Genomic DNA, 26,774 nt, shown 5'->3' with positions numbered 1-26,774 from the left:
GGCGGAGAGGCCACACCTGTTCCCATACCGAACACAGAAGTTAAGCTCTCCAGCGCCGATGGTAGTTGGGTTTTCCCTGCGAGAGTAGGACACCGCCAGGCAACGAGAAGACAGGATACAAATCAAATTGTATCCTGTTTTTATTTGGGCAATTTTAGCACGAACAGTATTCAATATTTGCAGAGATGACCTAACAATTAACAAAGGAGAAATAAATAAAAGAATAGGCATATAATAATAGATAAAGGGTTTTGTTTCATTTATTTTTGTCTAAAATGATAAAAAGATATTTGCATCTCCAAAGTAATTGAGTATAATGATAGTATAGTCAAAGATAGTCAAAGTCAAAAAGTGATGATAAACGATAGACTCCGAAGTACAACAGGTTAGAGGAGATGGTAGGATGAGTAACATATCGGATGTCATTGAACAGTATTTAAAGCAGGTTCTGCAGTCAAAAGGCAAGAATGAAATCGAGATTAAGCGAAGTGAAATTGCAGATCAATTTCAATGCGTCCCCTCCCAGATTAATTACGTTATTAACACACGGTTTACTTTAGAGAAAGGATATATCGTAGAAAGTAAACGTGGAGGTGGTGGGTATATTCGCATTATGAGGGTAAGACATAAGGACAAGTCAGAACTTATAGACGAAATCATTAAAATGATAAACCCCGCCGTATCTCAAAGGGGGGCAGTCGATGTAATTGCTCGGCTGCTGGAAGAAAAAATTATAACAGATCGTGAAGAGAAAATAATGTTAGGTGCAATTGATCGAACCACACTAGCATTTAATTTACCGCTCAGAGACGAGATACGAGCCCGAGTTTTAACTGCTATGCTATCTAAATTAAAGTATTATTAGTTTAAATAAGCAACAGTAAGGGAATTATTTTAAAAAGTACGAGTACGTAGCCAAAGGGGGAATTGCTATGGAATGTCAAGAATGCCATGAGCGTCCGGCTACGCTTCATTTTACACAGATTGTAAACGGGAAAAAACATGAGATTCGTGTATGTGAAGTGTGTGCAAAAGAGAAAGGGTATGTAAGTTACCCTGAGGAAGGATATTCTCTTCATAACCTACTAGCGGGAATATTTAATATTGATACATCCAATATAGATAATCCAGCTTTTCAACAACAAGTAAAAGAACTGAAATGCCCAGCATGTGGGATGACTTTTACACAGTTTAAGCAAGTTGGGAAATTCGGATGCGCGCACTGTTATGATGCATTCTCAAGTAAATTGGATCCAATCCTTAAACGAGTACATGCAGGAAATACAAAGCATTCAGGGAAAATTCCAAAACGCACGGGTGTTGACCTGCAAGCGAAAAAACAATTAAATACATTAAAGAAAGAATTACAGCATTTAATTGAGACGGAGGCTTTTGAAGAAGCTGCAAAGGTTAGAGATAAGATTAAAGCGTTAGAGAAGGAACTACAGCAGCCAGAGGGCGGTGATCATTCATGACATTAGAACACTTTATGGACGAAGCAATCAGTCCATGGATGCGTGAAGATGGACCAGATAGTGATATTATACTCAGCAGCAGAATCCGCCTTGCAAGAAACTTAGCTAATACGCCTTATCCTTTATTTGCAGAAGAAGAAAAGCTGGAGAAAGTAAAGGGCTTTTTTCAAGATAATTTTACACATACCTCTTTAGGAAACTACAAAAACTTTGAATTTATACCGATTCGTGATTTAAGTGCTATAGAGAAAAAGGTTTTAGTAGAGAAGCACTTAATAAGTCCACATCTAACCAAACACACACAAGAATCAGCCGTATTGATTTCGGAGAATGAACAAGTATCGATCATGATAAATGAAGAAGATCATATTCGTATTCAACTATATTTCCCAGGACAGCAGCTCCGCCTGGCACTTGATAATGCCTTTCGTGTAGATGATTGGCTGGAAGAGAAGATTACCTATGCTTATGACGAGGATAAAGGTTATCTGACGACTTGTCCTACCAATGTGGGAACAGGAATGCGAGCTTCCGTTATGATGCACATTCCTGCCTTAGTAATGACAAGGCAAATTAACCGAATGATGCCTGCCATTAGTCAACTGGGATTGGTTGTTAGAGGTATATATGGAGAAGGCAGTGAAGCGCTGGGTAATGTTTTTCAAATATCCAATCAGATTACACTCGGTAAATCAGAAGAGGATATTGTGGATGATTTAGAAAGTGTAGTAAATCAGCTAGTGGAACTTGAACGTAATGCCCGCAGTCTTATCATGAAAGAGTCCGGTATTGCATTGGAAGATCGCGTATACCGTTCCTATGGTACTTTGGCCTATAGTCGAATTATAGAATCAAAAGAGGCATCCAGTTGCATATCTAACGTGCGATTAGGAATAGACTTAGGTATTATAGAGAATACATCTAGAAATATACTAAATGAATTAATGGTGCTAATTCAACCAGGATTCCTACAACATTATGCTAAGAAAACATTGTCAACAAATGAGCGCGATGTATTAAGGTCATCACTCATTCGCGAACGATTACAATTGGGCAAATAGGAGGGAAGCAATTATGATGTTTGGACGATTTACAGAAAGAGCGCAAAAGGTGCTGGCATTATCACAAGAAGAAGCAGTACGTCTAGGACATAATAATATTGGTACAGAACACATTCTTCTTGGACTAGTACGCGAAGGTGAAGGTATTGCTGCTAAGGCATTACAATCACTAGGGTTAGAAGTATCTAAAATACAAGAAGAAGTAGAAAAGTTAATAGGTGTTGGAAAACAGCCAATGCAGTCAATTCATTATACGCCACGTGCTAAGAAAGTAGTGGAGCTTTCACAAGATGAAGCTCGTAAGCTTGGCCATTCTTATGTAGGAACAGAGCATATTCTACTTGGATTGATTCGAGAAGGAGAGGGTGTAGCTGCACGTGTATTAAATAACCTTGGTGTGAGCTTAAATAAAGCAAGACAACAAGTACTGCAGCTGTTAGGCAGCAATGAATCACAAGCTGGCCGACAAGGTAGAGGCGGACAGCAGTCCAGTGCTAATACTCCGACACTCGATTCTTTAGCAAGGGATTTAACTCAAAGTGCTAGAGATGGGAAAATTGACCCTGTTATTGGACGTTCCAAAGAAATTCAACGTGTTATTCAAGTCCTAAGCAGAAGAACGAAAAATAATCCTGTGTTAATTGGTGAGCCAGGAGTAGGGAAGACCGCTGTGGCTGAAGGTCTAGCTCAGCAAATAGTAGATAATGAAGTTCCCGAAACGTTAAGAGATAAACGTGTCATGACGCTTGATATGGGTACAGTAGTAGCTGGAACTAAATATCGTGGTGAATTTGAAGACCGCCTTAAAAAGGTAATGGAAGAAATACGCCAAGCGGGAAATATCATTCTTTTCATCGATGAATTACATACCTTAATCGGTGCAGGTGGTGCAGAAGGGGCTATCGATGCTTCTAATATACTTAAGCCATCCCTTGCTCGAGGAGAATTGCAATGTGTAGGAGCAACTACGCTTGACGAGTATCGTAAGTATATTGAGAAAGATGCTGCACTAGAGCGTCGTTTCCAGCCAATCCAAGTAGACCAACCTACTGTAGAAGAAACAATCCAAATTCTAAATGGGCTTAGAGATAGATATGAGGCTCACCATCGTGTAACGATTACGGATGAGGCAATTGAAGCAGCTGCAACTTTATCTGATCGCTATATAACAGACCGTTTCTTGCCAGATAAAGCAATTGATTTAATCGATGAAGCTGGTTCTAAAGTTCGTTTAAATTCTTATACCGTTCCACCAAATCTCAAAGAGCTGGAGCAAAAACTGGAAGAAGTAAGAAAGGAAAAGGACGCAGCTGTACAAAGCCAAGAATTTGAGAAAGCTGCTTCTTTACGAGATTCCGAACAGCGTTATCGTGAAGAATTAGAGAAAACAAAGCGTGAATGGAAAGAAAAACAAGGTCAGACTGACTCAGAAGTGACGGTTGAGGATATAGCAAGTGTTGTTTCTAATTGGACCGGTGTTCCTGTATCCAAATTAACGAAAGATGAGACTAACCGCTTGCTTAATATGGAGGAAACACTACACAACCGTGTTATAGGTCAAGAAGAAGCTGTAAATGCCATTTCGAAGGCTATTCGAAGAGCACGTGCTGGATTAAAGGATCCAAAACGCCCAATCGGCTCATTTATTTTCTTAGGACCAACTGGTGTAGGGAAGACAGAACTAGCTCGTGCACTTGCAGAAGTTATGTTTGCAGATGAGGATGCAATGATTCGTATCGACATGTCCGAGTATATGGAACGGCATGCGACATCTCGACTTGTTGGTTCGCCTCCTGGTTATGTGGGATATGAAGAAGGAGGGCAACTAACTGAGAAAGTGCGGAGAAAGCCATACTCTGTTGTTCTTCTTGATGAAATTGAAAAGGCACATCCGGAAGTATTTAACATTTTACTTCAAGTATTAGAAGACGGAAGATTGACAGATTCTAAAGGACGGCTAGTAGACTTCCGTAATACCATTATTATTATGACATCAAACGTTGGAGCAAGTGAATTAAAACGAAATAAATATGTTGGATTCTCCCTAGGAGACGAGGGGCAGGACTATAAGGATATGAAATCTAAAGTGATGGAAGCATTGAAAAAGGCATTCCGTCCAGAATTTTTAAACCGTATTGATGAAACCATTGTCTTCCATTCCCTAGAGAAGAAGCATATGAAGGATATTGTAACGCTCATGGTAAAAGAGTTACAACGCCGCTTAAAAGATCTTGAGATCGACTTTTCATTAACAGATAAGGCAATTGAAAAGATTGCTTCAGAAGGATTTGACCCAGAATATGGGGCCCGTCCATTACGCAGATCCATACAGAAAAATATTGAGGATTTACTTTCAGAGGAACTATTGAAAGGAACGATTGAAAAAGGCAATAAAGTAAAAATTGGATTAAATAATAAAGGCGACTTTATTATTCTTTCTTAAAAAAACCGTTCATATATCGAAAACTTGGTGTTCGCCTTAGCCTTTGGGTGAATGTCATAGTTGCAATCTGAGGGATAGGGGGGTATTATTCTTTCCTATCTATCAAAAGAAAAGCTAGAAGATGGATGAATCTTCTAGCTTTTCTTCAAATAAGGAGTTACTTTGTGGCAAAAATATGGAAAGTGCCCGCCATAATTGATAGATGCCTGTAACCTACAAGTATGTAAAATACGGTACAATAGATAAGAAAGGATCGAGTAATTTGGCCAAGCGTAAAACAAAATTTGTATGTCAAGAATGTGGATATGAATCTGCAAAATGGATGGGCAAATGCCCAGGATGTAATAACTGGAATACACTAGTAGAAGAAATAGAAGCAACAAACAGCAGAAATTCCCACTTTAAGGGTATTACCAAGGCAGGCAGTAAGCCAGAGAGAATATCGGGTATTGAATCTGTCGAAGAACCAAGGATTGCAACCTCCTTGAGAGAGTTAAATCGAGTGCTTGGAGGAGGAATAGTACCTGGATCGCTTGTTTTGGTTGGTGGAGACCCGGGTATAGGTAAATCAACATTGCTACTACAAGTTTCTGCTCAATTAGCTGAAAAGGAAATGCCGGTACTGTATATATCTGGAGAAGAATCTACTAGGCAGACCAAGCTTCGCGCGGATCGGTTAGGAATAAATGCAGACATGTTATATGTCCTATCAGAAACCAATTTATTTGATATAACTGCACAAATTGAAGAACTAAGACCCGCTTTTGTAGTAATTGATTCGATTCAAACGATATATAAAGAAGAGGTATCAAGTGCTCCCGGAAGTGTATCACAGGTGCGTGAATGTACAGGAGAACTCATGCGTATTGCAAAGACCAATCACATTCCAATTTTTATCGTGGGCCATGTAACCAAAGAAGGAGCGATTGCTGGACCGCGATTATTAGAGCATATGGTGGATGCTGTTTTATATTTTGAAGGAGAAAGGCACCATACATATCGAATATTACGTGGAGTTAAAAATCGATTTGGATCTACAAACGAGATGGGAATATTCGAAATGAAAGAAGAGGGACTACGTGAAGTAATGAACCCTTCTGAAATTTTCTTAGAGGAACGCTCAGAAGGAGCAGCTGGGTCGACTGTAGTAGCTTCCATGGAGGGTACTCGTCCAGTCTTAGTAGAAATACAAGCACTAATATCGCCATCCAGTTTTGGAAATCCCAGACGAATGGCGACCGGTGTTGATCATAATCGAATTTCATTATTAATGGCGGTACTGGAGAAGCGAGTCGGACTCATGCTTCAAAACCAAGATGCTTACATTAAGGTTGCTGGTGGAGTAAAGCTGGATGAACCAGCTATTGACTTAGGCGTCGCGGTTAGTATTGCCTCCAGTTTTCGTGACAAGCCAACTAAACCAGAAGATATATTTATAGGGGAAGTAGGTTTAACAGGCGAAATTCGCCGTATTTCGCGGATTGAACAGCGTGTACAAGAAGCGGCAAAGCTTGGATTTAAACGAGTAATCTGCCCTAAAAATAATCTCGATGGGTGGACTTTACCGAAAAACATCGAGGTAATTGGCGTCCAATCTGTTCAAGAAGCATTAGCGATTAGTATGGAACAGTAAATATAACTAAGCCTATTTTATTATAAAATTAAAACTTTTCAAAATTGAATGTTTAATAAAGCTGTGCTATGATTTAGTTGTTATTATAGGCTTCTTGCAATTATAAGTGATTATTTCTTGTATTAAAGGCAATAATAATTTCAGGAGGTGAAATCATGTTAAAGATTATTGTGAATGTATTTTTTGTTATTCTTGGAGGTACGATCGGCTATATTTATGTACCAGATATAATTGAACTATTAAATGTGGCTAGCGTTAGTTGGATAACTTCTCCATATTTAGGCATGGTTTTAGGTGCTATTATTTTCTTATTAATTTCCTACTGGTTAGCAGGATATATTGTAGATTTTTTAAAGTGGGTAGAGGATTCACTTTTCAAAATACCAGCAGTAGATTTGTTATTTGGTAGTTTGGGTTTAATTCTTGGATTAGTTATTGCCTACTTCATTAACATCCCATTACAGGATATTAATATTGAATTAGTATCTCAAGTATTGCCGCTCTTTATTATGGTCTTATTAGGCTACTTTGGATTTTTGCTAGGCTTCAAGCGCAGAGATGAGTTTATAAACTTATTAAAGTCGAGTAAGAAAGATAAATCTCGTGCTAGTGAAGAAGGAGAAGTTATTAAACCAAAAGCAAAGATACTAGATACAAGTGTTATTATCGATGGAAGAATTGCGGATATTTGTCAAACAAACTTCCTGGAGGGTACGATTGTAATCCCTCAATTTGTTCTTGGAGAGCTTCAGCATATTGCCGACTCATCTGATGCATTAAAGCGAAATCGTGGAAGACGCGGGCTTGATGTATTGAACCGTATTCAAAAGGAGTTACCTGTTAAAGTAGAAATCTACGAAGGTGATTTTGAAGAGATCCATGAAGTGGATAGTAAACTGATTAAACTTGCAAAGGTGATTGAAGGAATCATTGTTACAAATGATTTTAATCTAAATAAAGTATGTGACCTGCAAGGAGTCAGCGTCCTAAATATTAACGATCTGGCGAATGCTGTGAAACCTGTTGTATTACCAGGTGAAGAACTTGTTGTACAAGTGATTAAAGACGGAAAAGAGCATAACCAAGGGGTTGCCTATTTAGACGACGGTACAATGATTGTAGTAGAAGAAGGTAAAGACTATATTGGGCAAACCATTGAGGTTCTTATCACGAGTGTTTTACAGACATCCGCTGGCAGGATGATTTTTGCTAAACCAAAATTACTTGAAAAAGCATTATAAAAAGGGTATAACTTATAAGGATAGAGTTAAAAAGTGATAACAAGGTATGTTATCACTTTTTCTCATAGAAGGCTCATGTTTACGGTTTTGAACCTAAATAAGATGAAAGGGGAAACAACATGTCTAAAACTGTTCGTGTACGTTACGCTCCAAGCCCAACTGGACACCTACATATTGGAAACGCGCGTACGGCACTTTTTAATTATTTATATGCAAAGCATTTTAATGGAGAATTTATTGTTCGTGTTGAGGATACGGACGACAAGCGTAATGTTGAAGGTGGAGAAGAAAGCCAGAATAAATTTCTTAAATGGTTAGGAATTGAATGGGATGAGGGAGCAGATATCGGAGGAGAATATGGCCCTTATCGCCAAACAGAGCGCCTTGATATATATCAAAAATACGTTGATGAATTACTGGAAAGAGGACTTGCTTATAAATGCTATATGACAGAAGATGAGCTAGAAGCCGAGCGTGAAGAACAACGCGCAAATGGACAAGTTCCAAAATACTCTGGTGCACATCGTGATTTAACTTCTGAACAAATTGCAGCGTTTGAAGCAGAAGGACGTGAACCAGCGATACGTATCCGAATACCTGAAGGAAAAACTTATAAATTCCAGGATATGGTACGTGGAGAGATCACGTTTGAATCGAATGATTTCGGCGACTGGGTGATTGTGAAGAAAAATGGTATACCGACATATAACTTCGCAGTTGCAATTGATGACCACTTAATGGAAATCACGCACGTATTACGTGGGGAAGAGCATATTTCAAATACACCAAAGCAAATGATGATTTATGAAGCATTTGGCTGGGAGCCACCACAATTTGGTCACATGACATTAATCCTGAATGAAGACCGTAAGAAGTTAAGTAAACGTGATAACCATATTGTTCAATTTATTGAGCAGTATAAGAATTTAGGTTACTTGCCTGAAGCATTATTTAACTTTATTTCGCTATTAGGATGGTCACCAGTTGGGGAAGAAGAAATTTTTGATAAACAGACATTGATTGAGATTTTTGACCCAGAGCGTTTGTCTACATCTGCAGCCATCTTTGATCAACAAAAGTTGAAATGGATGAACAATGAATATATCAAACGTACGGATGTAAATAAAGTGATTGAGCTGGCATTGCCATATTTGATTGAGGCTGGCCGATTAGATCAGAATATGGATGAGAGAACTCGTGATTGGGCGGAGAAAGTGATTACTCTTTATCATGAGCAACTGCGTTATGGTCAAGAAATTGTTGAATTAACAGAGCTATTCTTTAAGGACCATATTGAATTGGACGCAGCATCGAAAGAAGTTTTGGCTGAAGAGCAGGCGCCAGAAGTACTACAAGTGTTTACTGACAAGTTAATCCATTTAGATGAATTCAATAAGGATTCTATCAAGGCACAAATCAAAGCAACTCAAAAGGAAACTGGTCATCGCGGTAAGAAGCTGTTTATGCCAATCCGTGTTGCGACAACTGGTCAAATGCATGGTCCCGAGCTTCCAATGGCTATAGAGCTGTTAGGAAAAGAAATGGTAATAAAACGCCTAGATAAAATTTTAAAAGATATTGGAGCGTAAAGATTCACATTTTAGCTCGCGTATAATATAGTAAATACAAATAGTCAGTGTTCAAAAGAGAGTTTTACCGGCTTTTTTGGACTTCTTAAAAATAAACTGAACGTTGATAAGGGAAAGTAAGAAACGCTCTGCTAACTCAGAGAGAATCACCACTTGGCTGCGAGTGATTTTTAGCACCGTTTCTGAAGTGCCCCTTGGAGTCTGTTATGGAAAGTAATTAGTACATAGCAGCGGTCCTCTACCGTTATGAGAGCAAAGTTGGGAGTCTTTTATTCTCCAAACAGAGTGGGACCGCGTTAGAAACGTCTCTGTGTATATGCACAGAGACGTTTTTTTATTATTCGGGAGGAGGGCAAGAAAGTTGAAGATCTTGAAACGAATGAAAGAGGATATGGATGTTGTATTCGAACAAGACCCAGCAGCCAGAACGTACGTTGAAGTGTTTCTCACCTATTCAGGATTGCATGCAATTTGGGCACATCGCATTGCACATGTTTTTTTTAGAAAGAAATTATTTTTTATTGCCAGGGTTATTTCCCAAATCAGTCGTTTTTTCACAGGAATTGAAATCCATCCTGGCGCCAAGATAGGAAGAAGGTTCTTTATCGACCATGGAATGGGAGTTGTTATTGGAGAAACGTGTGAGATTGGAGATAACGTTACGATATTTCAAGGGGTCACACTTGGCGGAACAGGAAAAGAGAAGGGGAAGCGCCATCCTACTATTAAAGATAATGCCCTTATTTCTACGGGAGCTAAAGTATTAGGCTCGATTACAATTGGGGAGAATTCTAAGGTAGGCGGGGGTGCTGTAGTAGTAAAGGATGTACCGGATAATTGTACAGTAGTTGGGGTGCCAGGGAGAATTGTCATACAAGATGGGGTAAAGGTTAGAAGGGATCTTGATCATCATAATCTTCCAGATCCCGTTGCAGATAAACTAAAACAAATGCAAGCAGAAATAGACAAATTAAAATCAGAACTTGAAAGAGAGAAAGAAAGGAGCCACTCAAATGTCAATTAAAATTTATAATAGCCTTACTCGAGAGAAAAATGACTTTGTTCCTATAGAAGAAGGGAAAGTGCGCATGTATGTATGTGGTCCAACTGTGTATAATTATATTCACATTGGAAATGCTCGCCCTGCAATTGTCTTTGATACCGTGCGCAGATATCTAGAGTACAAGGGTTTTGATGTTAATTACGTATTAAATTTTACAGATGTGGATGATAAGATTATCAGAACTGCAAATGAGTCAGGAGAAGAAGTATCTTCCATTGCCAATAAATATATTCAAGCATATTTAGAGGATGTCGGGGCTCTAGGAGTGAAGAAGGCAACGCACAACCCACGTGTAATGGAAACAATGGAAGATATTATAGCTTTTATCGATGATCTTATTGAAAAGGGTTTTGCATATGAGGTCGATGGCGATGTTTATTTTAAACCACGAGCATTTGATGGATATGGTAAATTATCACATCAATCCATTGATGAGCTCAGGTCTGGTGCAAGAATTCAAATCGGAGAGAAAAAGGATGATCCACTAGATTTTGCTTTATGGAAGCAGGCTAAAGAAGGTGAAATTTCCTGGAGCTCACCTTGGGGTAAAGGCCGCCCTGGCTGGCATATCGAATGCTCTGCAATGGCAAAGAAATATTTAGGCGATACGATAGATATTCATGCCGGCGGGCAAGACTTAACCTTCCCGCATCATGAAAATGAAATTGCACAGTCCGAAGCAAAAAATGAAAAAACTTTTGCTAACTATTGGATGCATAATGGGTATATTAATATAAATAATGAAAAAATGTCCAAATCACTTGGCAATTTCGTACTCACTAGAGAGTTGCTTGAGAGGCACAATCCGAAAGTGATTCGTTTCTTTATGTTAAGTGTGCACTATAGAAATCCTATTAATTTTACAGAGGAATTACTTGAGAATGCTGAAAATAGCTTTGATCGTATTAAAACAGCCTACTTTAACTTAGAACATCGGAAGGCATCCAGTTTGAACTTAGTCGATCAAAAGGATTGGTTAGAAAAAATCCATCGATTTAAGAAGCAGTTTGAAGCTGAAATGGATGATGATTTTAATACTGCTAATGCAATATCTGTCTTGTTTGAATTAACAAAAGAAACAAACGTCTACCTGCAGTTAGATCAAACCTCAATCGAGGTGATCAATGCTTTTCAAAAAGCATTTTCCACCATGCTTGAAGTCCTTGGTATTGAAATGACAGAGGATAAAGAAGCGAAGTTATTGGATGAAGAAATTGAGGAATTAATCGAAGAAAGAAATGAAGCTAGAAAGAATCGAAACTTTGCCCGCGCAGATGAGATAAGAGATATGTTAAAGGACCGTGGGATTATTTTAGAAGATACCCCACAAGGTGTGCGTTGGAAAAGAGGCTAGATGGATGAAATTAGATGTAAAACAGATGAAAAGCTTAAGTCTTGCCTATATGGGGGATGCTATTTATGAGGTTTATGTCAGGGAACATTTACTAAAGAGTGGTCAAGTTAAACCAAATAATCTGCATCAATCCGCGATTACCTTTGTTTCTGGAAAAGCTCAGGCAAAGGTAATCCTGCATTGGCTAGATATAGGAATTTTATCAGACGAGGAAGCAAAAGTAGTTGCTCGCGGAAGAAATGCCAAGTCTGGTTCTACTCCTAAGAACATCTCCGTACAAACTTATAGGTATTCTACAGCCTTTGAGGCGTTAATAGGCTATCATTATTTAGATGAAAATGAGGATAGATTGGAAGAACTTTTAAGGAAAGCTGTAAACTTTATAGAAGGAAGGAGTGAATAAAGTGGATCAAGAAATGATTATTGGAAAGAACCCTGTTATAGAGGCATTAAAATCTGGTCGTTCCGTAAATAAGGTATTGGTTTCTGAACAATTAAATCCGAATTCACTAGGAAAGCTTGGGCAATTAGCGAGAGAAGCAGGTACCATTCTGCAGAAGGTGCCACGAAATAAATTAGATCAAATGACTTCAGAGAATCACCAAGGTGTCATTGCTTATGTTGCATCCTATCAATACGCATCACTAGATGAGTTGTTTGAGCACGCCGAACAGAAGCAAGAAGATCCGTTTTTTATCATATTGGACGAGTTGGAGGATCCACATAATTTGGGTTCTATCTTACGTACCGCTGATGCAACAGGAGCCCATGGAGTTATCATACCGAAGCGAAGATCGGTGGGACTCACTGCGACAGTGGCCAAGACTGCAGCGGGCGCTATGGAGCATATCCCGGTAACAAGAGTAACCAATATCGCCAACACGATAGATGAGTTGAAGGAAAGAAATGTATGGATTGTAGGAACAGAAGCAGAAGCAACAGAAGATTATCGCCAACTGGATGGGACCCTGCCTATAGCACTTGTAATCGGGAATGAAGGGAAGGGAATGAGCCGGTTAGTAAGGAAAAAGTGCGATTGGACGGTAAGTCTTCCTATGAAAGGAAAGGTTTCTTCTCTAAACGCATCAGTAGCTTGCAGTTTACTTCTTTATGAAGTATTTCGAAAAAGGTATCCTCTGGGTGATTCATAATGGTCATTGTGGTTGTCGATGGATACAATATGATAGGAGCATGGAATGAGCTTGAGAAATTAAGGGAAATAGATATTGGGCAAGCACGCGATCGCCTAATTGAGTTAATGGCTGAGTATCAAGCTTATTCCGGCCATCGCGTGATTATTGTTTTCGATGCTTATTATGTAAGGGGAATGGAGAGCAAGTTAAAAGCCTCTAAAGTTGAAATCATTTATACCAAGGAGAAAGAAACGGCAGATGAATGTATTGAAAAACTTGTAAAAAAACTGAAGAACGTAAAAACACAAGTGTATGTAGCTACATCAGATTATGCCGAACAACGCACGATCTTTGGCCAAGGTGCGCTAAGGAAGTCTGCTAGAGAGTTATACCTGGAGTTACAGGATATTGAACGTCAAATAAAAGAGAACATTCAAACACACAAAGAGATGAAGCCACAATCCAAAATACATTTAGATAAAGAGATACTTGAAAAGTTTGAGCGAATGAGACGTGGAGAGATGTAACATTTGTCAAAAAAGTATTTTTTTTCATTATTTTTCATAAAAGTAGCCACACGGTATATTGACGGTATCTGAACCTGTCCTGTATAATATTTCCTAAAGTGACTGCAAGCTTGGAGGTTATCATCTTGAGTATCGAGCAAACTAACATGGACGATAAATACAATATAGAGCAGCTTGATGATGAAGAGATCATAAATCTTATTCATCAAGGAAGCAGTCATGCCCTTGATTACTTAATTAATAAGTACAGAAACTTTGTAAGAGCGAAGGCAAGGACTTATTTCTTAATCGGGGCTGATAAAGAGGATATCATTCAAGAAGGGATGATTGGACTTTATAAGGCGATAAGAGATTATGACGGGGACAAGCTGTCTTCATTTAAAGCGTTTGCAGAACTGTGTATTACTAGGCAAATTATCACAGCGATAAAAACCGCTACGAGGCAGAAACATATCCCTTTGAATTCATACGTGTCTTTAGATAAGCCGATATATGATGAAGAGTCAGATCGGACGCTGCTAGATGTGATTGCCGGCACACAAGTGGCTGACCCGCAGGAACTGCTCGTTAATCGAGAAAAAATGAGCGACATGGAGCTTAAGCTTTCAGAGCTATTAAGTGAATTAGAAAAGCAAGTGCTAAGACTCTATATAGATGGTCGCACGTACCAAGAAATCTCTGTAGAATTAAAACGCCATGTCAAATCAATTGATAACGCCTTACAACGAGTGAAACGGAAATTAGAACAGTTAATGGAAGCGAAAGAAATGAAATACTAACATAACTCCCTACACTCCGTATTGTAAAACAGAGGTATCAGTGTTTTTAGAGCGTTGACATAATAAGTAAAGGCATGCTACATTATATTTGGATAACCTCTGATAAAGGGGGACATGGTGAAGATGAATAAAGTAACCTTAGCGTGTGCGGTTTGTTCCAGTAGAAACTATTCAACAAACAAAAATGTATCCACAAATTCAACTCGTTTAGAAGTACGGAAATATTGTAAAACATGTGGGAAACATACATTGCATCGCGAAACAAAGTAGTTAGTGTATTTAGATGGAGTTGGGGGGTACAACCTTGTTTAAGTTCTTGAAAAATGTTTCAAAAGAAATGAAAAAGGTTAGTTGGCCAAAAGGAAAAGAGTTAACAAATTATACAATTATTGTTATTACATCTGTTGTATTTATGGCAATCTTCTTTATGATAGTTGACTCGATTATTTCATTTGGATTAAACTTCTTATAATTGTTTTTGAATAATTATGTTATGATTATGCTATAATGTTTATGAATATTACTCTTTTTAGCAAAACCCGCTTTATAAACGGGTTTTTTAAATTGCAAAAAATTATTCTATAATAAATGGTTATTATATTGTTATGAAAGGGAGGGAAGGGCAAGCGCATTGTCCTGCTTGAATGGAGAAAAAATGGTATGTTGTACACACGTACTCCGGTTATGAGAACAAAGTAAGAATGAATTTAGAGAAACGTGTAGAAACAATGGGGATGGAAGATAAGATTTTCCGCGTCATTGTACCAGAAGAAGAGGAAACAGAAATTAAAAACGGGAAGAAAAAGGTAGTTAAGAAAAAGTTTTTCCCTGGTTATGTATTAACAGAGATGATTATGACAGATGACTCTTGGTATGTCGTGCGCAATACACCAGGTGTGACAGGGTTCGTGGGTTCAAGCGGGCATGGTTCTAAACCTACTCCGTTATTACCCGACGAGGTGGATACTCTGTTGAAACGTATGGGTGTCGAGGCGCCGCGTGTTGAAGTTGACTTTGAAGTGAAAGAGAATGTAAGAGTAAAAGAAGGTCCATTTTCTGACTTTACTGGAACGATAGAACAGATCGATATTGATAAGCAAAAACTAAAAGTGCATGTTAATATGTTTGGACGTGAAACTCCGGTTGAGTTGGATTTCTCACAGGTAGAAAAGATTTAACTCCATGGGAGCTGGGTAAGGCTGAGCGTAATAGCTCAAATTAAAACGTGATAAAGTGAAACTGCACAAAGTGGGGGCTTCTTTCCATCCCTGCCGACTGTCAGTCCCTCACTTACAATTCTTGTTTGATGCTCGAATTCTTCTCGTCAAGGGCCTTACAGTAAGTTGGCCTGCGATAAAAATTTGACAAGGCCTTGCATTATTTTCACTTTCATGATAAAATTCCTATGTTATTCATGCTCTTATGAGCTTTTAAAATGAGTGGGAGGGTATTACCCTATTACCACATCACGGACTTAAGGAGGTGTGTCACGTGGCTAAAAAAGTAATTAAAGTAGTTAAATTACAAATCCCAGCTGGTAAAGCTAACCCAGCACCACCGGTAGGACCGGCGCTAGGTCAAGCAGGTGTTAATATCATGGGATTCTGTAAAGAATTTAACGCGCGTACACAAGAACAAGCGGGATTGATTATTCCAGTAGAAATTACGGTATTTGAAGACCGTTCATTTACATTTATTACTAAAACTCCACCTGCAGCTGTACTATTGAAAAAAGCAGCTGGTATTGAATCAGGTTCAGGTGAGCCAAACAGTAATAAGGTCGCTACACTCAAACGCGATAAAGTTAGAGAGATTGCAGAATCAAAAATGCCAGACTTAAACGCAGCTAATGTTGAATCAGCTATGCGTATGGTTGAAGGTACTGCTAGAAGTATGGGAATTGTCATTGAAGACTAATTCTTGAACTCGGTTTTAATTTATTTAAATACGGTAATGGGTTGCGACTCTTTCGCAACCTTTTTCGTGAAGTGTGATGACGCTGTTCATCACTGATTTATAAAAGCTATTTGCTTTTATAAGTGGGAGGTACTACCGTTATAACCACAATAGAGGAGGAAATATAGAATGGCTAAAAGAGGTAAAAAATTTCAAGAAGCTGCAAAGCTTGTTGATAGAAATAAAACTTATGAAGTAAAAGAAGCTGTTGAGCTTGTTAAACAAACAGCAAAAGCAAACTTTGATGAAACTGTAGAAGTTGCATTCCGTCTAGGAGTAGATCCTAAGAAAGCAGATCAACAAATCCGCGGTGCTATGGTACTTCCGCACGGTACTGGTAAAACACAACGTGTATTAGTATTCGCAAAAGGCGAAAAGGCAAAAGAAGCTGAAGCAGCTGGAGCGGATTATGTAGGTGATTCTGAATTCATCAACAAGATCAACCAAGGTTGGTTCGATTTTGATGTGATTGTTGCAACTCCAGACATGATGGCTGAAGTTGGTAAACTAGGACGTGTATTAGGACCTAAAGGTTTAATGCCAAACCCTAAAACCGGAACAGTTACATTTGATGTTGAAAAAGCAATTAAAGAGATTAAAGCTGGTAAAGTAGAATATCGTGTAGATAAATCTTCAAACATTCATGTTCCAGTTGGTAAAATCTCATTCGAAGATGAGAAGTTAGTGGATAACTTAACAGCGATTATTGAACAAATCGTGAAAGTAAAACCACAAGCTGCAAAAGGTGTATACATGAAGAATGTATCCATTGCTTCAACAATGGGACCTGGAATTAAAGTGGATGTAGCGAACTTCCGTTAATTGGTTATTTTTGTTTGTTTAACATCTATTGACATTTGCGTAATAACTAGATATAATACATCTTGTTGTTAAAACAATATATTGTACCGTAGACAGTAGGGGCGACAAGCTTAATCAGCCTACCGAGGTGTTTATAAACAAACAGATCTAAATGTTATTCTGTCGTTTGTATATAAAGCTCCCGTGTCTACATGGGAGCTTTTTTAATCGGATACGGTATAAAAAATCTATTAGGAGGTGGAATAATGTCTAGTATCATCGAAAAGAAAAAACAACTAGTTGAAGAAATTACGGATAAATTCCGTAACAGTAAATCAAGTGTTGTAGTTGACTATCGTGGACTTGACGTTAGTGAGGTAACAGCATTACGTAAGGAATTGCGTGAAGCGGGTGTGGAATTCAAAGTGTATAAAAACACAATGACACGCCGTGCTGCAGAAGCTGCTGAACTAGCTGACTTAAACGATACGTTAGTTGGACCAACGGCAATTGCTTTTAGTGCAGAAGATACTGTAGCACCTGCTAGAATCTTGAAAAACTTTGCGAAAGATCATGAAGCTTTGGAACTTAAAGGTGGAGTAATCGAAGGTAAAGTAGCTACAATGGAGCAAATCAAGGAATTGGCAGATCTACCAAACTACGAAGGTATGGTTTCTATGCTGCTTAGCGTACTACAAGCACCTATCCGCAACTTTGCTTATGTTACAAAAGCAGTTGCAGAACAAAAAGAAGAACAAGGCGCGTAAGTTAAAAGCTACGCTCGTGATGTAATAAATAAATTAAAAAATAATTAACTATTAGGAGGAAATATAATCATGACTAAAGAAGAAATGATTTCAGCAATTAAAGAAATGTCAGTTTTAGAATTAAATGATTTAGTTAAAGCAATCGAAGAAGAATTTGGAGTAACAGCTGCTGCACCAGTTGCAGTTGCAGGTGGAGCTGCAGGTGGAGACGCTGCTGCAGAGCAAACTGAATTTGATGTAGTACTTGAAAGTGCTGGAGCTTCTAAGATTAAAGTTGTTAAAGCTGTACGCGAAATCACTGGTCTAGGACTTAAAGATGCTAAAGAATTAGTAGATAACGCTCCTAAGGCTATTAAAGAAGGCGTTGCTAAAGAAGAAGCTGAAGAAGTTAAAGCTAAACTTGAAGAAGCAGGCGCTACTGTAGAAGTTAAATAATCTAGATTTTTTAATGATAGAGCTCGTCGAATTTCGGCTGGGCTCTTTTCAGCTACTAGAACATTTCTCTATATAGGAGCAATAGTTTATTGTTGATAACAGTAATTTGTTCCTTTTATCTTCAAAATAAAACATTAAAAGTAGGTGCCCAATAAAATGACTGAGCATTACTTTTCACAACAGCCTCATTCAAAAAGTTCACCAAAAACTTGGAGTTACACCTTAAGGAATAAAGAATACACCTTTACTAGTGATCTTGGTGTGTTTTCTAAAAACGAAGTGGATTATGGATCTAGGATTTTAATTAAAAGTTTCACAGAACCTGACGTCGAGGGAGATTTATTAGATCTCGGATGCGGGTACGGACCAATTGGCATTTCGTTAGCGGGCAGTTATCCTGATAGAAACATATGCATGGTGGATGTTAACGAAAGAGCGGTAGCTTTAGCTCGGAAAAATGCAAAGGAAAATAATTTGGATATGGTAGAAGTGATCCAGAGTGATGGATTCTCTAATATTAAGGACCGATCATTTGCTGCAGTAATCACAAATCCTCCTATCAGAGCTGGAAAGCGTGTCGTTCATGGAATGTTTGAGGGTGCGAAAGACGCACTCGTACCAAATGGAGAATTATGGGTAGTCATACAGAAGAAGCAAGGAGCCCCATCGGCTAAAGAGAAATTGGAAGACTTTTTTGGTGAGGTGGATGTTGTTTTAAGAGATAAGGGTTATTATGTGTTAAAAGCGAAAAATGTTTGACCAAAGATAACTCTTATGGTAAGATAGGAAAATGCTAATAATGGGATTTTTATGCCAAGAGGAATCTTGTTAATATTAAAGGTATATTTCGTTGATGAACGGTAAAACTGGTAGAATCGAGGAGATTTATGGTTTTTTGATAAATTTCTTTTGTCTACTTTTTCCCATTATAACGTTAAGATACTAAATCTGTAAACTATTATTTACTAAAATCGTTTTAAACGTAATAAACCTTACATATTAAGAATGCATGGATTCCTATGTTAATTTTACTTAGTAACACTAGATATATTGTTTTGGTATAAAACACACTAGATTTCTTCTAGTTGTTGTTTTTCAATATATGTAACCTTTTTAAGATCATTCTACGAAAACGTATCATTTAAGGGGTGAAGCAGTTGACAGGTCATCTAGTTCAATATGGACGGCACCGACAACGCAGGAGCTACGCACGTATTAGTGAAGTATTGGAGTTACCAAATTTAATTGAAATTCAAACTTCTTCTTATGATTGGTTCTTAGAAGAAGGTATGCGAGAAATGTTCCAGGATATTTCTCCAATCGAGGACTTTGCAGGGAATCTTTCCTTGGAATTCGTGGACTATAGTTTGGGTGAACCAAAATACGATGTCGATGAATCGAAGTCAAGAGACGTTACTTATAACGCGCCATTACGCGTGAAGGTGCGATTGATTAATAATGAAACAGGTGAAGTGAAGGAACAAGAGGTCTTTATGGGTGATTTCCCACTAATGACAGATACTGGGACGTTTGTTATAAACGGCGCAGAACGTGTTATCGTTTCTCAGTTAGTTCGTTCTCCAAGTGTATATTTCAATGATAAGATCGACAAAAACGGCAGAAGAGGAATTGCGGCTACTGTTATTCCAAACCGTGGAGCTTGGTTGGAATTTGAAACGGATGCGAAGGATATTGCGTATGTTCGTATCGACCGTACACGTAAATTACCAATCACCGTATTGCTTCGTGCGCTTGGCTTTGGAACAGATCAAGAGATTATTGAGTTGCTTGGTGAAAATGAGTACCTTAAAAACACCTTAGAAAAAGATAATACAGAAACTACAGAAAAAGCTTTAATAGAAATATACGAACGTCTGCGTCCTGGTGAACCGCCAACAGTAGAAAATGCAAAAAGTCTGCTTGTTTCACGTTTCTTTGATCCAAAAAGGTATGATTTAGCGCATGTTGGCCGCTATAAGATGAATAAAAAGTTAAACATTAAAAATCGTTTGTTCAATCAAGTCTTAGCAGAACCTATTGTGGATCCTGAAACTGGCGAGGTTCTCGCGGAAAGAGGAGCTAAGCTCGAGCGCAAACTGTTAAATAAAATCATCCCATATTTAGAACGCGCAGAAGAGGCGATTGGCAGCAAGGCATATCAGCCTCATGATGGTGTGCTTGAGGATGAAATAATTTTACAAAGCGTTAAAATTGTTGATCCAACTGATCCAAGTGGAGAAAGAGTGTTAAATGTTATCGGGAATGGCAATGTGGAGAAAACCATTAAGCACATTACACCGGCTGACATTCTAGCATCTATTAGTTACTTCTTTAACCTATTATACCAAGTTGGAGATACAGATGATATTGACCATTTAGGTAATCGCCGACTACGCTCTGTTGGAGAGTTATTGCAGAATCAATTCCGTATCGGTTTATCACGAATGGAGCGTGTAGTGCGCGAGAGAATGTCTATTCAGGACACATCTAGTGTGACGCCGCAACAGCTGATTAACATTCGTCCGGTCATAGCATCGATTAAAGAATTCTTTGGAAGCTCTCAATTATCTCAGTTTATGGACCAAACAAATCCGTTAGCAGAGCTTACACATAAACGTAGACTTTCTGCCTTAGGACCTGGTGGTTTGACTCGTGAACGTGCAGGAATGGAAGTTCGTGACGTGCACTATTCTCACTATGGACGTATGTGCCCAATTGAAACACCAGAAGGACCGAACATTGGGCTAATTAACTCGTTATCAAGTTATGCGAAAGTAAACGAATTTGGCTTTATTGAAACGCCATATCGCAGAGTTGACCCTGAAACAGGAATAGTTACAAGTCAAATTGACTATTTGACTGCGGATGAGGAAGATAATTTTATCGTTGCACAGGCAAACGCACCGCTTACAGAGGATAGTAGATTCGAAAATGAGGAAGTTATTTCACGTTTCCGAGGAGAAAACATCGTAGTAAGCCGTGATAAGATTGATTATATGGACGTATCTCCTAAGCAGGTTGTATCTGCTGCTACAGCTTGTATCCCATTCTTGGAGAACGATGACTCTAACCGTGCTTTGATGGGGGCGAACATGCAACGTCAGGCGGTTCCTTTATTGCAGCCACGCTCTCCAATCGTGGGGACGGGTATGGAATATGTAGATGGGAAAGACTCAGGTGCGGCTGTTATTTGTAAGTCTGATGGAATTGTGGAACGTGTTGAAGCTAAAGAAATCCTTGTTCGTCGTGTGTCGGAAGTGGATGGCAAAGAAGTACAGGGCGATGTAGATCGTTATAAATTACAGAAATTCATCCGTTCGAATGCAGGTACATGTATTAACCAACGCCCTATTGTAAGTGAAGGAGATCGTGTCACTAAGGGTGAAGTACTTGCTGATGGACCTTCCATGGAGGATGGTGAATTGGCGCTAGGTCAAAACGTACTTGTTGCATTCATGACTTGGGAAGGCTACAACTATGAGGATGCTATCATCATGAGCGAACGTCTTGTGAAAGATGACGTATATACTTCTATTCACATTGAGGAATATGAGTCAGAAGCTCGTGATACCAAGCTTGGACCGGAAGAAATTACGAGAGATATTCCAAACGTTGGGGAAGAAGCACTGAAAAACCTTGATGAAAATGGAATTATCCGCATTGGTGCAGAAGTAACCGATGGTGATATTTTAGTAGGGAAGGTAACACCTAAAGGGGTTACAGAATTATCAGCTGAAGAAAGACTCTTACATGCTATCTTCGGTGAAAAGGCACGTGAAGTCCGTGATACATCTTTACGTGTACCACATGGTGCAGGTGGAATAGTGTTAGACGTTAAAATCTTCAATCGTGAAGATGGAGATGAGTTGCCACCAGGTGTGAATCAGCTTGTTCGTGCGTATATTGTACAAAAACGTAAGATTCACGAAGGGGATAAGATGGCCGGCCGTCACGGTAATAAAGGGGTAATCTCTAAGATTATGCCAGAAGAAGATATGCCGTTCCTGCCAGATGGTACACCGGTAGACATCATGCTTAACCCGCTGGGAGTACCTTCCCGTATGAACATCGGACAGGTATTTGAATTGCATTTGGGTATGGCTGCAAGGCTCTTAGGTATCCACGTGGCGACACCAGTATTTGATGGAGCAACAGAAGAAGATGTTTATGAAACACTGGAAGAAGCAGGTATGGCTAGAGATGCTAAAACAGTTCTTTATGATGGCCGTACAGGTGAACCGTTTGATAACCGTGTGTCTGTAGGTGTCATGTATATGATTAAGCTTGCACACATGGTAGATGACAAACTTCACGCTCGTTCAACTGGACCATACTCCCTAGTAACGCAGCAACCTCTTGGTGGTAAAGCGCAGTTCGGGGGGCAACGTTTTGGTGAAATGGAGGTATGGGCATTAGAAGCTTATGGTGCAGCATACACTCTTCAAGAAATTCTAACTGTTAAATCAGATGACGTTGTTGGTCGAGTGAAAACATATGAAGCAATTGTCAAAGGGGAGAATGCACCTGAACCTGGAATTCCAGAATCATTTAAAGTTCTTATCAAAGAGCTGCAATCTCTTGGAATGGACGTTAAGATGCTAAATAGTGATGAAGATGAAATAGACTTGCGTGAAGTGGATGAGGACGATACACATTCAGCAAGTAAACTTAACTTAGAAGTAGAAGGTAATTAATATACTAGAAGAATGGTCTTGGGAAGGCCATTCTTCTAAAAACGCACATTATAAGGGAGGAAGGCTCCTTGCTAGATGTAAATAATTTCGAGTATATGAAAATTGGTTTAGCTTCACCAGAAAAAATCCGTTCATGGTCATATGGAGAGGTTAAGAAGCCTGAAACTATTAACTATCGTACACTGAAGCCAGAAAAAGACGGACTCTTTTGTGAGCGTATTTTTGGCCCAACGAAAGATTGGGAATGCCACTGCGGGAAATACAAGCGTGTACGCTATAAAGGTGTAGTTTGTGACCGTTGCGGAGTTGAAGTTACAAAATCTAAAGTGCGTCGTGAACGTATGGGACATATTGAACTAGCTGCTCCTGTATCACATATCTGGTACTTTAAAGGAATCCCGAGCCGTATGGGATTGTTATTAGATATGTCACCAAGAGCACTAGAAGAGGTCATTTATTTTGCTGCATATATTGTAACAGATCCAGGAAATACTCCTTTGGAGAAGAAACAATTACTATCAGAAAAAGAATTCCGTGTATATTACGATAAATACGGTAACACGTTTAAAGCACAAATGGGTGCAGAAGCCATCCGGAAACTGCTTCAGGATATCGATCTCGAAAAAGAAGTGGATGCATTGCGTGAAGAGTTGAAAACAGCCCAAGGGCAACGTAGAACAAGAGCTATCAAACGCCTAGAGGTGCTAGAAGCATTCCGTAACTCTGGAAATGAGCCAGCGTGGATGATTTTAGATGTTCTTCCGGTTATTCCTCCAGAAATTAGACCAATGGTCCAATTGGATGGTGGACGTTTTGCTACATCTGACTTAAATGATTTATATCGCCGTGTGATCAATCGTAACAATCGTTTGAAACGCTTGTTGGACTTAGGGGCACCAAGCATTATTGTACAAAACGAAAAACGTATGCTGCAAGAAGCTGTGGATGCATTAATCGATAATGGTCGTCGTGGCCGTCCAGTAACTGGACCAGGAAACCGTCCATTAAAATCCCTATCTCATATGTTAAAAGGGAAACAAGGTCGTTTCCGTCAAAACCTATTGGGTAAACGTGTGGATTATTCAGGTCGTTCTGTTATCATAGTTGGGCCTCATCTGAAAATGTACCAATGTGGTCTACCGAAAGAAATGGCACTTGAATTGTTCAAGCCATTTATTATGAAAGAGCTAGTAGAAAGAGGGCTTGCTCATAACATTAAATCTGCGAAGCGTAAGATTGAACGTGTTCATCCAGATGTTTGGGACGTATTAGAAGATGTTATTGAAGAACATCCTGTACTCTTAAACCGGGCACCGACGTTACACAGACTAGGAATCCAAGCATTCGAACCAACATTGGTTGAAGGTCGAGCTATTCGCTTGCACCCGCTTGTATGTACAGCGTATAACGCTGACTTTGATGGAGACCAAATGGCAGTTCACGTTCCTTTATCAGCAGAAGCACAAGCTGAAGCTCGTTTACTAATGTTAGCAGCTCAAAACATCCTAAATCCTAAAGACGGAAAACCGGTTGTAACTCCTTCACAAGATATGGTATTAGGAAACTATTATTTAACATTAGAAAGAAAAGGTGCGATTGGTGAGGGAAGCATCTTTAAGGATATCAATGAAGCTAAGATCGCTTACCAAAACGGATATGTGCACCTGCACACGAGAGTCGCCGTCCAAGCTTCCAGCTTAAATAATAAGACATTCACAGAAGAACAAAATCGTCAATTGCTTCTTACAACTGTCGGGAAATTAATTTTTAACGAAATCTTGCCAGATTCGTTCCCGTACATTAATGAGCCAACCAAAGGCAACTTAGAAGATAAAACTCCTGAACAATACTTTGTTGGACATGGAGTGGACATTAAAGAAGAGATTAAAAATCGTGATCTAGTAAAACCGTTTAAGAAAGGCTTCTTAGGTGATATTATCGCGGAAGTATTTAAACTGTTTAAGATTACCGAAACATCAAAAATGCTTGACCGTATGAAGGACCTTGGATTCAGTTATTCAACTAAGGCTGGAATGACGGTTGGTATAGCAGATGTTATTGTATTACCAGAGAAACAGGTTATCTTAGATGAGGCACAAGAGAAGGTAGATAGAGTCTTACAACAATTCCGCCGTGGGTTGATTACGGAGGAAGAACGTTATGACAGAGTTATCTCTATTTGGTCTCAAGCCAAAGATACCATACAAGAAAAACTAATGAAGTCATTAAGTGATAAAAACCCTATCTTTATGATGAGTGATTCAGGTGCTCGTGGTAATGCATCTAACTTTACACAGCTTGCTGGTATGCGTGGATTGATGGCTAACCCTGCTGGTAAGATTATTGAGCTCCCAATTAAGTCAAGTTTCCGAGAAGGATTAACTGTTCAAGAGTACTTTATTTCTACTCACGGTGCTCGTAAAGGTCTTGCTGATACAGCCTTGAAGACTGCCGACTCAGGATACTTAACAAGAAGATTGGTTGACGTTGCCCAGGATGTTATCATTCGTGAAGAAGATTGTGGTACCGACCGCGGCTTAACTGTAGCTGCTTTGGTTGATGGAACAGAGGTTATCGAACCACTCTTTGATCGACTAGTTGGTCGTACTTCATTTGAAACAATAAAACACCCTGAATCTGGAGAAACGATTGTATCTAAGAACCATATGATCACTCAAGATCAAGCGAAGGAAATTGTTGAGGCAGGAATAGAGCAAGTCACTATCCGCTCTGCGTTCACTTGCAATACGAAACACGGGGTATGTCAACGATGCTATGGCCGTAACCTAGCAACTGGTTCCAATGTTGAAGTTGGTGAGGCGGTAGGAATTATCGCTGCACAATCTATCGGTGAACCAGGTACACAGTTAACGATGCGTACTTTCCATACCGGTGGGGTTGCTGGTAACGATATTACCCAAGGTCTGCCGCGTATTCAGGAATTATTTGAAGCACGTCATCCAAAAGGCCAAGCGGTTATTACAGAAATCTACGGTAGTGTCCTTGAAGTGAAAGAAGTAAAAGATAGACAAGAAATTGTTATTCAAGGGGACGTGGAACAACGCTCATATGCTGTTCCTTATAATGCAAGAATGAAGGTTTCTGTAGGAGATAGTGTTGTTGCTGGTCAAGAGTTAACGGAAGGTTCTATTGATCCGAAAGATTTATTACGTGTTAAAGGTGTGGAAGGTGTTCAAGAATACATTCTGCGTGAAGTTCAGCGAGTTTATCGTATGCAAGGGGTAGAAATCGGAGACAAACACGTCGAAGTGATGGTTCGCCAAATGCTGCGTAAGATTCGTGTGGTTGATTCAGGAGATACAGATGTACTACCTGGATCCTTATTAGAACTTCATCAATTTAAAGAAGCAAACAAATCCGTACTCCTTAATGGAGGTCAGCCTGCAACAGGGAGACCGGTATTACTTGGTATTACCAAGGCATCCTTGGAAACAGACTCCTTCTTATCTGCGGCATCATTCCAAGAAACAACTCGTGTACTAACAGATGCTGCAATTAAAGGTAAACGTGATGAATTATTAGGATTGAAAGAAAATGTTATTATTGGTAAATTAGTTCCAGCTGGTACTGGTATGCAGCAATACCGCAGAATTAATCCGGTATTAGACAAACCAGAAGAAGAAGTGGAAGAAGCTGAAACTGAAACAGTACAATAACAGATCTTAATGAACAGCAAATGAACAAGTAGTTATTATCGGAAACATTAGAAAACTTGGCGTTCGCCAAGCCTTTAGGCGAATGCCATAGTTGCACTTATGCAGATAAGTAAGTTTATACTTTCTTATCTGCCAAAAAATATCAA

At 39.1% G+C, this 26,774-nt stretch carries 23 protein-coding genes, 1 rRNA gene and 2 other annotated features; all 24 genes read left to right on the top strand.

From position 1 onward, the window contains the following. Positions 1 to 101: ribosomal RNA gene (gene rrf / locus D8M04_RS18625) — 5S ribosomal RNA — on the top strand; the annotation flags it as partial. A 302-nt stretch (positions 102 to 403) separates the two neighbouring features. Continuing rightward, complete coding sequence (locus D8M04_RS18620) at positions 404 to 865, top strand: CtsR family transcriptional regulator (protein WP_121524918.1); 462 nt, start codon at positions 404 to 406, stop codon at positions 863 to 865. 67 nt (positions 866 to 932) lie between these two features. Beyond that, a complete protein-coding gene (mcsA, locus tag D8M04_RS18615) occupies positions 933 to 1,475 on the top strand; it encodes a protein-arginine kinase activator protein McsA (RefSeq protein WP_121524917.1) in 543 nt (180 codons plus the stop codon). Next, positions 1,472 to 2,536, top strand: a complete 1,065-nt coding sequence (gene mcsB, locus D8M04_RS18610) for a protein-arginine kinase McsB (protein WP_121524916.1) — start codon at positions 1,472 to 1,474, stop codon at positions 2,534 to 2,536. Before mcsA ends, mcsB begins: the two co-directional genes overlap by 4 nt. Before the next feature lie 13 nt (positions 2,537 to 2,549). Continuing rightward, a complete protein-coding gene (gene clpC, locus D8M04_RS18605) occupies positions 2,550 to 4,979 on the top strand; it encodes an ATP-dependent protease ATP-binding subunit ClpC (RefSeq protein WP_121524915.1) in 2,430 nt (809 codons plus the stop codon). Positions 4,980 to 5,241: 262 nt separating this feature from the next. After that, the gene (radA, locus tag D8M04_RS18600) at positions 5,242 to 6,612 is read left to right on the top strand and encodes a DNA repair protein RadA (RefSeq protein ID WP_121524914.1); all 1,371 of its coding nucleotides are present in this window, start codon (positions 5,242 to 5,244) and stop codon (positions 6,610 to 6,612) included. A 155-nt stretch (positions 6,613 to 6,767) separates the two neighbouring features. Continuing rightward, positions 6,768 to 7,853 (top strand): PIN/TRAM domain-containing protein, encoded by a 1,086-nt coding sequence (locus D8M04_RS18595; RefSeq protein WP_121524913.1) that lies wholly within the window; start codon positions 6,768 to 6,770, stop codon positions 7,851 to 7,853. Positions 7,854 to 7,972: 119 nt separating this feature from the next. Next, complete coding sequence (gene gltX, locus D8M04_RS18590) at positions 7,973 to 9,442, top strand: glutamate--tRNA ligase (protein WP_121524912.1); 1,470 nt, start codon at positions 7,973 to 7,975, stop codon at positions 9,440 to 9,442. A 94-nt stretch (positions 9,443 to 9,536) separates the two neighbouring features. After that, positions 9,537 to 9,755 (top strand) — a binding site (T-box leader). Between the two features lie 54 nt (positions 9,756 to 9,809). Continuing rightward, entirely contained in the window at positions 9,810 to 10,466 is a 657-nt protein-coding gene (gene cysE, locus D8M04_RS18585; RefSeq protein ID WP_121524920.1) for a serine O-acetyltransferase, read from the top strand. Continuing rightward, positions 10,456 to 11,859, top strand: coding sequence for a cysteine--tRNA ligase (gene cysS, locus D8M04_RS18580; protein ID WP_121524911.1), 1,404 nt, complete (start codon positions 10,456 to 10,458; stop codon positions 11,857 to 11,859). The genes cysE and cysS overlap by 11 nt, the downstream gene beginning before the upstream one ends. Positions 11,860 to 11,863: 4 nt before the next feature. After that, positions 11,864 to 12,262 carry a Mini-ribonuclease 3 gene (locus D8M04_RS18575; RefSeq protein WP_121524910.1) on the top strand — a complete coding sequence of 133 codons (399 nt, stop codon included), beginning with the start codon at positions 11,864 to 11,866 and terminating at the stop codon, positions 12,260 to 12,262. A 1-nt stretch (position 12,263) separates the two neighbouring features. After that, positions 12,264 to 13,010 (top strand): 23S rRNA (guanosine(2251)-2'-O)-methyltransferase RlmB, encoded by a 747-nt coding sequence (gene rlmB / locus D8M04_RS18570; RefSeq protein ID WP_121524909.1) that lies wholly within the window; start codon positions 12,264 to 12,266, stop codon positions 13,008 to 13,010. Continuing rightward, positions 13,010 to 13,519 (top strand): NYN domain-containing protein, encoded by a 510-nt coding sequence (locus tag D8M04_RS18565; protein ID WP_121524908.1) that lies wholly within the window; start codon positions 13,010 to 13,012, stop codon positions 13,517 to 13,519. The genes rlmB and D8M04_RS18565 overlap by 1 nt, the downstream gene beginning before the upstream one ends. Before the next feature lie 146 nt (positions 13,520 to 13,665). Then, positions 13,666 to 14,298, top strand: a complete 633-nt coding sequence (sigH, locus tag D8M04_RS18560) for an RNA polymerase sporulation sigma factor SigH (protein ID WP_187695470.1) — start codon at positions 13,666 to 13,668, stop codon at positions 14,296 to 14,298. A 123-nt stretch (positions 14,299 to 14,421) separates the two neighbouring features. Then, the gene (rpmG, locus tag D8M04_RS18555; protein ID WP_121524906.1) at positions 14,422 to 14,568 is read left to right on the top strand and encodes a 50S ribosomal protein L33; all 147 of its coding nucleotides are present in this window, start codon (positions 14,422 to 14,424) and stop codon (positions 14,566 to 14,568) included. Positions 14,569 to 14,581: 13 nt separating this feature from the next. Next, a complete protein-coding gene (secE, locus tag D8M04_RS18550) occupies positions 14,582 to 14,770 on the top strand; it encodes a preprotein translocase subunit SecE (RefSeq protein ID WP_246001343.1) in 189 nt (62 codons plus the stop codon). 172 nt (positions 14,771 to 14,942) lie between these two features. Next, a complete protein-coding gene (gene nusG, locus D8M04_RS18545; protein ID WP_121524904.1) occupies positions 14,943 to 15,476 on the top strand; it encodes a transcription termination/antitermination protein NusG in 534 nt (177 codons plus the stop codon). 313 nt (positions 15,477 to 15,789) lie between these two features. Then, positions 15,790 to 16,215, top strand: a complete 426-nt coding sequence (rplK, locus tag D8M04_RS18540; RefSeq protein ID WP_147436835.1) for a 50S ribosomal protein L11 — start codon at positions 15,790 to 15,792, stop codon at positions 16,213 to 16,215. Between the two features lie 168 nt (positions 16,216 to 16,383). Beyond that, positions 16,384 to 17,076, top strand: a complete 693-nt coding sequence (rplA, locus tag D8M04_RS18535; RefSeq protein WP_121524902.1) for a 50S ribosomal protein L1 — start codon at positions 16,384 to 16,386, stop codon at positions 17,074 to 17,076. A 68-nt stretch (positions 17,077 to 17,144) separates the two neighbouring features. Next, positions 17,145 to 17,290 (top strand) — a sequence feature (ribosomal protein L10 leader region). Between the two features lie 31 nt (positions 17,291 to 17,321). Then, the gene (gene rplJ / locus D8M04_RS18530) at positions 17,322 to 17,822 is read left to right on the top strand and encodes a 50S ribosomal protein L10 (protein WP_121524901.1); all 501 of its coding nucleotides are present in this window, start codon (positions 17,322 to 17,324) and stop codon (positions 17,820 to 17,822) included. Between the two features lie 69 nt (positions 17,823 to 17,891). Beyond that, a complete protein-coding gene (gene rplL, locus D8M04_RS18525; protein ID WP_121524900.1) occupies positions 17,892 to 18,257 on the top strand; it encodes a 50S ribosomal protein L7/L12 in 366 nt (121 codons plus the stop codon). Between the two features lie 156 nt (positions 18,258 to 18,413). After that, positions 18,414 to 19,016: a class I SAM-dependent methyltransferase gene (locus D8M04_RS18520; protein ID WP_121524899.1), complete on the top strand. Its 603-nt coding sequence runs from the start codon at positions 18,414 to 18,416 to the stop codon at positions 19,014 to 19,016. Positions 19,017 to 19,405: 389 nt separating this feature from the next. Then, positions 19,406 to 22,951 carry a DNA-directed RNA polymerase subunit beta gene (gene rpoB, locus D8M04_RS18515; protein ID WP_187695469.1) on the top strand — a complete coding sequence of 1,182 codons (3,546 nt, stop codon included), beginning with the start codon at positions 19,406 to 19,408 and terminating at the stop codon, positions 22,949 to 22,951. A 68-nt stretch (positions 22,952 to 23,019) separates the two neighbouring features. Continuing rightward, entirely contained in the window at positions 23,020 to 26,628 is a 3,609-nt protein-coding gene (rpoC, locus tag D8M04_RS18510) for a DNA-directed RNA polymerase subunit beta' (RefSeq protein ID WP_121524897.1), read from the top strand. Positions 26,629 to 26,774 lie beyond the last annotated feature (146 nt).

The organism is Oceanobacillus piezotolerans, assembly GCF_003665065.1.
GTDB classification, from domain to species: domain Bacteria; phylum Bacillota; class Bacilli; order Bacillales; family Amphibacillaceae; genus Oceanobacillus; species Oceanobacillus piezotolerans.
Note: the sequence above shows the minus strand (reverse complement) of the source record. Positions and strands in the feature narration are given on the sequence as shown.